The organism is Brevundimonas sp. NPDC058933 (genome assembly GCF_049315965.1).
In the GTDB taxonomy this organism is placed as follows: domain Bacteria; phylum Pseudomonadota; class Alphaproteobacteria; order Caulobacterales; family Caulobacteraceae; genus Brevundimonas.
Genome location: NZ_JBMOSL010000003.1, coordinates 277,734 through 284,095, shown reverse-complemented (window position 1 = coordinate 284,095; position 6,362 = coordinate 277,734). Strand labels below are relative to the sequence as shown.

Here is a 6,362-nt window from a genome sequence, read left to right as displayed (position 1 = left end):
CTTCACGCCCATCGCTGACCTCCGCCAAAGCGGAGACCTATGAATCACGCATCAGGCCGCCCGTGAATCCCTGAATGTCGATTGGACCTAGGCCTTCTGGGCGTCCAGCCAGCGGACCGCGTCGGCGTCGCGGGCTGACAGGTCGGGGAAGTCGGCGTCGGAGCCGACGTCCGGCACCCGACGCCATGAGCGGGCGCACTTGGGATGGTCGGCCAGCTTGACCTCGACAGTGACGGCGTCGCCGCCGACCACAAGTTCAGCGCCCGAGGTGCGGAAGACCTCGGCGGCGTCCAGACCGTCGAAGGGCGCCAGCAGCTCAGCCGGGGCCGTGACCACCGGCCAGGCGTCCAGGGCGCCGCCGATCAGCTTGTCGCGGCGCGCGGCTTCCAGCGCCTCGTTGACCACTTCCAGCACGGTGTTGACCCCGGCCCAACGCTCGGCCTCGACCGGGTTGCGCCATTTGCCCGGCGTTTCCGGGATGACGCGGGCGCAGTTCGTGCCCGCCTCGGGGAAGCGCGTCGTCCAGGCCTCTTCCATGGTGAAGGGCGTCAGCGGGGCCAGCCAGGCGGTCAGGCGCATGAAGACCTCGTCCATCACCGTGCGGACGGCGCGGCGGCGGACGCTGTCGGGACGGTCGCAGTAGAGGCTATCCTTGCGCACGTCGAAATAGAGCGCCGACAGGTCGCCCGAGCAGAACTCCATCACCGGGCGAACGACGTCCTGGAAGCGGTATTCCGCATAGGCCTCGCGCACCTGACCGTCCAGTTCATGCAGACGGTGCAGGATGAACTGCTCCAGCGGCGGCATCTGGTCGTAGGGCAGGCGTTCGGCCTCTTCGAAGCCGTTCAGGGCGCCCAGCAGATAGCGGACGGTGTTCCTCAGCTTGCGATAGGCGTCGACCGTGGTCTGCAGGATCTGCTTGCCGATCCTCTGGTCGTCCGAATAGTCGACCAGCGCCACCCACAGACGCAGGATGTCGGCGCCGGATTCCTTGATGATGGTCAGGGGGTCGGTCGTGTTGCCCCGCGATTTCGACATCTTCTCCCCGTTCTCGTCCAGGGTGAAGCCGTGGGTCAGGACCGCCTTGAACGGCGCCCGGCCACGCGTCCCGCAACCTTCCAGCAGCGACGACTGGAACCAGCCGCGGTGCTGGTCCGACCCTTCGAGATAGAGGTCGGCCGGCCAATGCGACGGGCGGTCGCCCGTATAGCCATGCTCGGCGGTGCGCGGGTCCAGGGTGAAGGCGTGGGTCGAGCCCGAGTCGAACCAGACGTCGAGGATGTCGGTGACCTTCTCGAACCGCTCGGGATCGTGGGCGCCCAGGAAGTCGGCGTCGGGGGCCGAGAACCAGACGTCGGCGCCGCCCTCGGCCACGGCCTTGACGATGCGGGCGTCGACCTCGGGATCATGCAGGGGCTGGCCGGTCTGCTTGTCCACGAACATGGCCAGGGGCGTGCCCCAGGCGCGCTGACGGCTGATCAGCCAGTCGGGACGCCCCTCCACCATCGAGCGGATGCGGTTCTTGCCCCCTGCCGGGTGGAAGGCGGTGGAGTCAATGGCGTTCAGGGCGCGGTCGCGCAGGGTGGCGCCGTCGCTCAACTCCTCGTCCATGCGGATGAACCACTGGGGCGTGTTGCGGAAGATGATCGGGGCTTTCGAGCGCCAGCTGTGCGGATAGGAGTGCTCCATCCGGCCGCGCGCCAGCAGATTGCCGGCCTCGATCAGCTTTTCCATCACCGCGCCATTGGCGGGGCCGAACTTGCCGGTCTTCTTGCCCTCGGTCTCCAGCACCTTGAGGCCCGCGAACAGCGGGACGTGCTCGTAATAGGCGCCGTCCGCATCAACCGTGTCCGGCACCTCGCGATGGCCGTGGGCCAGCCAGACGGCATAGTCGTCCGCGCCGTGGCCGGGCGCGGTGTGGACGAAGCCGGTGCCGGCGTCGTCGGTGACGTGATCGCCGGCCAGCAGAGGCACGGAGAAGCCGTAGCCCGTGTCGAGCGCCGCCAGCGGGTGGGCGCATTCCAGGCCCGAGGGGTTGATGGCGTCGACGCGGGTGAAGCCGCTGATCTTGGCCGCCTTGAAAACCTCTTCGGCCAGCTTGTCAGCGATGATGAAGCGGTCGCCCGGCTTGGCCCAGGGCTCGTAGTCGAGGCCCTCTTCCAGCGCCGTGACCTCGTACAGGCCATAGGCGATCTCGGGGCCGTACGAGATGGCGCGGTTGGCCGGGATGGTCCAGGGCGTGGTCGTCCAGATCACCACCGAGGGCGTCGCCGTGCGGAAGGACAGCAGATCGTCAGCATGGCTGTCGGTCGCGCCGACCACCGGGAACTTGACCCAGATCGTGGGCGAGACGTGGTCGTGATACTCGACCTCGGCGTCGGCGAGGGCCGTGCGCTCGACCGGCGACCACATGACGGGCTTGGAGCCGCGATATAGCTGGCCCGAGTTCTTGAACTTGTGGAACTCGGCGACGATGGCCGCCTCAGAACCGAAGTCCATGGTGGCGTAGCGGTTGGCGAAGTCGCCGGTGATGCCCAGGCGCAGGAACTGGTCGCGTTGCAGGTCGATGTACTTGCCGGCGTATTCACGGCAGGCGGTGCGAAACTCTTCCTTGGAGACCTCGTCCTTGCGGCGGCCCTTGGCGCGGTACTGCTCCTCGATCTTCCACTCGATCGGCAGGCCGTGGCAGTCCCAGCCGGGGACGTAGTCGACATCGTAACCCAGCAGGAAGCGCGAGCGGACCACGAAGTCCTTCAGCGTCTTGTTCAGGGCGTGGCCGATGTGGATGTCGCCGTTGGCGTAGGGTGGGCCGTCGTGCAGGACGTAGAGCGGCGCCTTCTGGGCCTGACGCACAGCGCGCAGGTGGCTGTAGAGGTCGCCCCAGGCAGCGATGATCTCCGGCTCCTTCTTGGGCAGGCCGCCCCGCATGGGGAAGGGCGTCTCCGGCAGGAAGACGGTGTCGCGATAGTCGCGGCCCGATGCATCAGAAGCGGTGTCGTTGGTGGCGTCGGCCATGGAGTAATCTTTGTCTTGTTCGCGGGCGCCGAGGAAGCGGCGCGGGCGCAGTCTAGCGTGAAGGCCGTTGAACGGCATCGGCGATATTCGATCCCGACGTGCGCGGGGCTCTAACGGCCCTGGCGCTACGCCGGGCGGCTAATCGAAATCGGACGGATCACGCGAACGGTCATGGTTGAAACCGTCTAGCAGACCGGGCGGCGCCTGCGCCATAGTCGAAGCGAACAGAGGGAGACGATCGGATGCGCATTCAGGCGATGACAGCGGCGGCGGTTCTGGGCCTGACGGCGGCGGCCTGCTCTCCCGCCGAGGAGGCTCCGCCTGCGCCGGTCGAGGCGCCGCTGACCGGGCGCGCGGCCGTCTACGCCGCCGGAGAAAAGGACGCCGAGGCCTTCGTCCGCGCCCTCTACGCCAACGCCGCCTCGCCTCTGGCGAACGATCCGGCCGCAGCAGCGATCAGCCCCGGCCGCGACCCGCTCTATTCCCGCACGCTGAACGCCCTGATCGGCGTCGACTTCCGGGAGGCCAGGGGCGAGGTTCCCTATCTGAACTACGATCCCGTCTGCGCCTGTCAGGACGCCGACGGCTTCGCCCTGACAGCGTTGAAGATGACGCCCGACGGCGACAAGGCGTCCACCGCCGACGTGACCTTCACCAACCACGGCCAGACACACCGACAGACGCTGAAGCTGGCCAAGGAAGGCCCCATGTGGCGCATCGCCGACGTGGTCGACGCCAAGGGCCAGTCCCTGCACGACGCCCTGATGGCCATCGCCGAGCGTGCGGAGGGCTGAGCGGCAACTCCTGCGACACGCGACCGTTAGCGATCCTGTCATCATCGTGTTAAGAGCCCCGCCCTTTATAGCGGCGGCGGTGTCGCCAAAGCAGTTTCAGACTTCAGGAGAAGCCACACATGAGCAGGGTGCTGGTTATCGGTGCAGGCGGCGTCAGCTCCGTCGCGGTCCACAAGATGGCGATGAATGCGGACATCTTTTCGCATATCACCCTGGCGAGCCGCACGAAGTCCAAGTGCGACGCTATCGCCGAATCCGTGAAGTCGCGCTTTGGCGTGACCATCGACACGGCCCAGATCGACGCCGACGATGTCGCCGCGACGACGGCCCTAATCCAGTCGGTCAAGCCGGCCCTGGTGGTCAACCTGGCCCTGCCCTATCAGGACCTGGCGATCATGGACGCCTGCCTGGCCGCCGGCGTCAACTACCTCGACACGGCCAACTATGAGCCGCGCGACGAAGCCAAGTTCGAATACAAGTGGCAGTGGGCCTATCAGGAGCGCTTCAAGGAAGCCGGCCTGATGGCGCTGCTCGGCTCGGGCTTCGACCCCGGCGTGACCTCGGTCTTCGCCACCTACACCAAGAAGCACCTGCTGGACCGGATCGACACGCTCGACATCCTGGACTGCAACGGCGGCGACACGGGGCTTCCGTTCGCCACCAACTTCAACCCGGAAATCAACCTGCGCGAAGTGACCGCCAACTCGCGTCACTGGGAAAACGGCCAGTGGGTCGAGGGCCCGGCGCTGAGCCACAAGCAGGCCTTCGATTTCGAGGGCGTGGGTCAGAAGAACATGTACCTCATGTATCATGAGGAACTGGAGTCGCTGGCCAAGTTCTACCCGGAAATCAAACGCATCCGCTTCTGGATGACCTTCGGCGACAGCTACCTGAAGCACCTGGAAGTGCTGGAAAACATCGGCATGACCTCGATCGAGCCGATGATGTTCCAGGGCCGCGAGATCATCCCGATCGAGTTCCTGAAGGCCCTGCTGCCGGAACCCTCGTCGCTGGGTCCGATCACCAAGGGCAAGACGAACATCGGCACCATCGCCACCGGCGAGAAGGACGGCGTTCAGAAGACCTTCTACGTCAAGAACATCTGCGACCACGAAGCCGCCTATGCCGAAACCGGCAACCAGGCCGTCAGCTACACCACGGGCGTTCCGGCCATGATCGGCGCGGCCATGATGCTGACCGGCACGTGGAAGGGCGAGGGCGTCTTCAACATGGAGCAGTTGGACCCCGATCCCTTCATGGACATGCTGAACAAGCATGGCCTGCCGTGGACCGTGGAAGAGCTGGACGCGCCTCTCGCTTTCTAAAATGCTCGCCTTCTAGAGACCTGAGTAAAAAGACGACATGGAAACCAAGGCCGGCGATCCCGGAGCCTTTGCTCGCTTTGATCTGAACCGCGTCGCCTCGCCCGCCTTCGTGGTGGACGAGGCCGCGGTGCGGCGCAATCTGGCCGTGCTGAAGGACGTGCGCGACCGGGGCAACGCCAAGGTATTGCTGGCGCTCAAGGCCTTTTCCATGTGGTCGCTGGCGGACGTCGTCGAGGAATACCTCGACGGCGTCTGCGCCTCCGGTCTGTGGGAGGCGCGGCTGGCGCGCGAGTTCTACAAGGGCGAGCTGACCACCTATTCGCCCGCCTACAAGGCCGAGGATCTGCCCGAGATCCTGCGCCTGTCCGACCACGTCATCTTCAACTCGCCGGATCAGGTGACGCGCTTCGCCGACCTGATCGCCAAGGCGCGGGCCGAGGGCGAGGTCTTCGAGATCGGCCTGCGGCTGAACCCCGAACATTCCGAGGGCGAGGTCGCCAAGTACGACCCGGCCCAGCCCTGCTCGCGTCTCGGCTTCCCGGTGTCGCAGCTTAGACCTGAGCACATGCAGGGCGTCGACGGCCTGCATATCCACGCCCTGTGCGAACAGGATTTCGAGCCCCTGGCCCGCATCTGGGCGGCGGTGGAACCGAAGCTGGCGCCCCTGCTGGGCGGAGTGAAGTGGCTGAACCTCGGCGGCGGCCACCACGTCACCCGCGCCGACTACCAGACCGACCGTCTGGTCGCCTTCCTGAACCAGATCGCCGAACGCCACGGGGTGCAGGTCTATCTGGAGCCGGGCGAGGCCGTGGCGCTCGACGCCGGCATCCTGATCGGCGAGATCCTCGACGTCTTCGATAACGGCATGCCCATCGCCATCACCGACATCTCGGCCACCTGTCATATGCCCGACGTGATCGAGGCCCCCTATCGCCCCGCCATGCTGCATGAGCCCGAAGACGGCGTCACGGTGCGCCTGGGCGGGCCGTCCTGCCTGGCCGGCGACATCATCGGCGACTACGTCTTTGCTGAACGCCCGACGCCCGGAACGCGCCTCGCCTTCCTGGATCAGGCCCACTATTCGATGGTGAAGACCAATACCTTCAACGGCGTCCCGCTACCGTCCATCGCCCTGTGGAACAGCGCCACGGACGAGCTGCGGATGGTCAAGGAGTTCGACTGGACGGAGTTCCGCGACCGGCTGTCGTGAGGTGACGAGCGGCGTTGT

Annotated in this window: 4 protein-coding genes; 3 read left to right on the top strand and 1 reads right to left on the bottom strand. The window is 66.2% G+C overall.

The features are described from left to right. Nucleotides 1-87: 87 nt before the first annotated feature. On the bottom strand, nt 88-3,015 hold the full coding sequence (gene ileS / locus ACOZBP_RS09640) for an isoleucine--tRNA ligase (RefSeq protein WP_422676204.1): 2,928 nt from the start codon (nt 3,013-3,015) through the stop codon (nt 88-90). Between the two features lie 242 nt (nt 3,016-3,257). Between ileS and ACOZBP_RS09635 the strand changes: the two genes are divergently transcribed. The 3 genes from ACOZBP_RS09635 to ACOZBP_RS09625 all read left to right on the top strand — a co-directional run bounded on the left by ACOZBP_RS09635 (nt 3,258) and on the right by ACOZBP_RS09625 (nt 6,344). After that, complete coding sequence (locus ACOZBP_RS09635) at nt 3,258-3,809, top strand: DUF3828 domain-containing protein (protein WP_422676203.1); 552 nt, start codon at nt 3,258-3,260, stop codon at nt 3,807-3,809. A gap of 119 nt (nt 3,810-3,928) precedes the next feature. After that, nucleotides 3,929-5,134: a saccharopine dehydrogenase family protein gene (locus ACOZBP_RS09630; protein WP_422676202.1), complete on the top strand. Its 1,206-nt coding sequence runs from the start codon at nt 3,929-3,931 to the stop codon at nt 5,132-5,134. 37 nt (nt 5,135-5,171) lie between these two features. Next, nucleotides 5,172-6,344 (top strand): carboxynorspermidine decarboxylase, encoded by a 1,173-nt coding sequence (locus ACOZBP_RS09625; protein ID WP_422676201.1) that lies wholly within the window; start codon nt 5,172-5,174, stop codon nt 6,342-6,344. Nucleotides 6,345-6,362 lie beyond the last annotated feature (18 nt).